The organism is Bacillus sp. Xin1 (genome assembly GCF_013314535.1).
GTDB lineage: Bacteria > Bacillota > Bacilli > Bacillales > Bacillaceae_G > Bacillus_A.
The window spans coordinates 1-3,683 of the sequence record NZ_JABUAE010000100.1 but is presented as its reverse complement, the minus strand read 5'-3'; the positions used below and the strand labels follow the sequence as shown (position 1 = coordinate 3,683).

At 39.7% G+C, this 3,683-nt stretch carries 3 protein-coding genes and 1 pseudogene; 2 read left to right on the top strand and 2 right to left on the bottom strand.

The window, feature by feature from the left end; translation table 11 throughout:
- Positions 1-84 (bottom strand): annotated as a pseudogene (locus HRG09_RS27635) (IS6 family transposase); the annotation flags it as partial.
- A gap of 144 nt (positions 85-228) precedes the next feature.
- Between HRG09_RS27635 and HRG09_RS27630 the strand changes: the two are divergent.
- Both HRG09_RS27630 and HRG09_RS27625 read left to right on the top strand, forming a co-directional pair.
- Complete coding sequence (locus tag HRG09_RS27630; RefSeq protein WP_174104002.1) at positions 229-366, top strand: hypothetical protein; 138 nt, start codon at positions 229-231, stop codon at positions 364-366.
- 125 nt (positions 367-491) lie between these two features.
- Positions 492-1,721: an FAD-dependent monooxygenase gene (locus HRG09_RS27625; protein ID WP_174104001.1), complete on the top strand. Its 1,230-nt coding sequence runs from the start codon at positions 492-494 to the stop codon at positions 1,719-1,721.
- 677 nt (positions 1,722-2,398) lie between these two features.
- Here HRG09_RS27625 and HRG09_RS27620 read toward each other — a convergent pair.
- Positions 2,399-3,355 carry a VOC family protein gene (locus HRG09_RS27620; RefSeq protein WP_174104000.1) on the bottom strand — a complete coding sequence of 319 codons (957 nt, stop codon included), beginning with the start codon at positions 3,353-3,355 and terminating at the stop codon, positions 2,399-2,401.
- Positions 3,356-3,683 lie beyond the last annotated feature (328 nt).

The following is a 3,683-nucleotide window of genomic DNA, read 5'->3' as shown; positions in this document are numbered from 1 at the left end:
ATTGTACCGTAGGTACCATCTTACCGTTAATAAGATAATATCAGGTTGATAACGCTTCCATTTGAACAAATTTTCCTTTTTCATACCGATCACACACCTTTTTTAGAGTAATAGTATCAGTATGTCCAAGATTTAGAGATTATTTGCAATTTCCCTGAAGTTTTTGCACCAAAACCCACCTGTTCAACCCAGGAGTTAGAGACTATTGAATGGGAACTTAATGACTTAATGGAATATTTTGGAGATAAAAATGACGAAGGGGAATTTATTTCCTTTCTTGAAGACCTCGAAGAAAGGAAATCTGACAGTTTGCTAGAATCAGTTAGAGAGTTCAAAGTCAATAAAAAAGAAGAAGCTGTTGATTAACAAAAATTTATTTATGGCTTATTCAGCAATCGGGCCATATTCTTGAATAACAAAAGCAAGCATTACATCGATTTTTTCTATATAATTCCATGTCGATATTTAAATAAAGGGAGGAAATATGTGTAATGATTGATAAAAAATTACAAAAGGATGTCATTGTTGTTGGTGGAGGACCAGCAGGTATGATGTTGGGCTTATTACTGGCTAAGGTTGGTGTTCAAGTAATCGTCTTGGAGAGCCACGATAATTTTGATCGTGAATACCGTGGAGAAGTGCTTCAGCCTCGTTTTATTCAATTGCTTAATCAATTGAAATTACGCGAGTATATCGAACAATTGCCTCATTCTAAGCTAAAGAAAGGTGCATTTTATCATTATGATAAAAAGAAAGGTGACTTTGATTTTACTTCCATGATTGCAGAAGCACCTTATGCTCTCTGGATTCCTCAGCCTATTTTACTTCAAGCACTGTACAAAAAAGCAAAGGAATATCCAACGTTTGATATGATGTTTCATGCCCCGGTAAAAAAACTGCTCGAGAAGGATGGAACAGTAACAGGAGTGGTTGTTGATGGGGAAAATAAAGAGTTGCTTGAGATTCAGGCGAAAATAGTAGTCGGAGCTGATGGACGGTTTTCCACGATTCGTCGTTTAGGTGGTTTTGAATTAGAATATCAACATTATCCTGGTGATCTAATCTGGTTCAGTGTAAAACGGCCTTCTCATTGGGGAGAAGAATTACGATTTAAAATCACAGAGGGACACAGCTATATAACACTGCCGAAATACCCTAATTTACTTCAAGTAGGCATTGCTTTACCACGGGGTGAATGGAAAGAAACACAGCGTCAAGGAATAGAAAATTTTCGTCAGGAAATTATGCATGCTAACAAAGGATTTCATGAATTTGCTGAATCTTTGGTTGACTTTAAACCATTCGTACCACTTCAAGCTAAAAATCATATGGTTAAAACGTGGGCAAAGAATGGCTGCTTGCTGATCGGTGATGCTGCTCATTGTTCATCTCCTGTAGGAGCAATAGGAGTTTCTTTAGCAGTAACGACAGCAGCTGTGGCGGCTGATGTTATTTGGGATGCGCTACAAAAATGTGATGTCTCAGCTAAAGTTCTCTGTAGAGTCCAAGAAATTCGAAGTGAGGAGATTGAGAAAATTCACCAAATTCAAGAGCGAATGGGAAATTTGTTTTTTACTTCGTCAAAATTTGTGAAAGGGATCCGACCATACATCGTATCTGCTGCTTTCAAGACTCCCCTTTTTTCGATGATCCAGAAGAAGCTATTTATCATGAAAAATCCTATAAGCATTAACCCTGCATTTATTTTCAATGAAGAATAATTTTGTTCTTGCTGTCTCAAGATTATCTTGATGATGAAAATAAAAATTGGCTACGAAAAGCAATACAATCACAAGAGCCAGAACATAAATGGCTGCAATTATTAACATAATCTTGTTCAACAAACGGGCGCTTTTCTGGAGTAAGGTAATTAATAATAGACTGAAGGGTAAAAACCGATCAGTCTATTTTTTCTTATCAATAGGGTACACTCTATTGATAAATTTTTGTCTTCTTGATAATTAAAGGTTTGTAGGCTATCAATAACACTTATCAAAAATAAAGAGCAAGACAAGGACACCAACTGGTTCTGGTTAGTCAACCTTGATAGCATTACCTTTAAGATTTGTAAAAACAATAAGTGGATATAATCCTTGTAATGGTTCATCTACCAATTGGAAATGTAAGAAAATTCCTTAACGTACAATTTTCTTTTTTCGGTCGTGTGACCCCTAGATACTTCTGAAGTGGATTCTAAGATTTAAATTTAATTTATGAACCTCCTATTTAGGAGGTTTTTATTTTGGTGGGGGAGTGTTAGTTTTTGTCCTATTCCGGGTACAGTCGAGATATACACGTATCTCGGTCGAACTCCAATTTATGCTCAGAAACCGTATTTCCAGTAACCAACCGACCACTAATGAATCGGTCGGTTGGTTAAAATTATGGTGTCAAATGTTCAGCCTTGCCTGAAAATGGGAGCCGTCCCGAGAAGGGAGGCGCCCGGTACAAAAACATCTCCCCTCGCCGTCTCAATAACCGGAAATCCGTTTGATTCAAGATGCTGTCGGGTAACAGAAAGGTCACGTACTTTTACCACATATCCGGCAAATCCCGGTAAAGACGGGAGGGCTTCTCCCGGAAGCAGATCGGTTAATCGGGACTTAGGAATGATCGTAATGCGCCCACCACCAAGATCAAACACATATGCCTCCCTCTCTTTTGGGGGCTGAGTTCTCAAATAAAGTCGATACCGCGCCACACATGTATCTAGCTCTCCATCTTCGATACACATGATCGCTTCGACTAACTCGATTGCCCCATTCGGATGATCTGTATGGATCTGTGTCTGCAAAGCGTCCGATGGTGAATTTTCAGCGAATGCCAACCGTCCTTCGGGCACTTGTTCGTCATCGATTTCGAGCAAGCGTACAGGAACCATCTGCGTACCGGTCGACGTCTCCACGGGACGTTGTATCGTGTTGACACCTCCATGTCCGACTCTTCCCTGGTCCAGACGAGCCACAGAAGTGATCGCATCGGAAGTGGAGAAGACCAATATATGCGTTCCTTCAAAACGGACCAGACAGCGAGAGATAGTGGAAACAGTGCGTTTGATAGAGGCGATGATTCGAGAGAGAACGGCTGGGGGCGCCGAAAGCGGTATGAAATGGGCGTCATCAGGAATTCTCCCCCCTTCCTGCACAGTCGTTACGATTTCAATAAAATTGTCGGCAAAGTCGATATGAGCATTAGCTGCTCCAAACGGTCTAGGTGTCTCGCCTTCTTGTTCAGCCATTGTCGGATAAGCAGGTGGCTTGCAAATGAAACCTAGTTTCCTATACAGCTTCAACGCCATTTCTATATCATAGACAACATGCCCTACATGATGAATTTTGTTAATTTCGGTACACATGGTACAACCTCCTCATAATAGATACAAACTGAGTACTCGCTATGTATAGTATAAAAAACTTATACTTTTAGGGGTAGCGTCACATCGCTTTCAAGCTAAGCTCATACAACGTCAATTATAGTAGAGGGTATTTCTTTTTTCTAAAGGCTACGTGTAGGGAATTTAAAGATTTGCATACGAAATAAACCCTAATGGGTTTCATTTTTTTGATTTAAGCCGCTTGATTATCAGACATGGTACAATTGTAAACGACACCTAATATATCAAAGACTGTTTTCTTCTCATATCTATGAGATTTTCGCCCGTTTTGCTGTAGGAGGTTGAACAA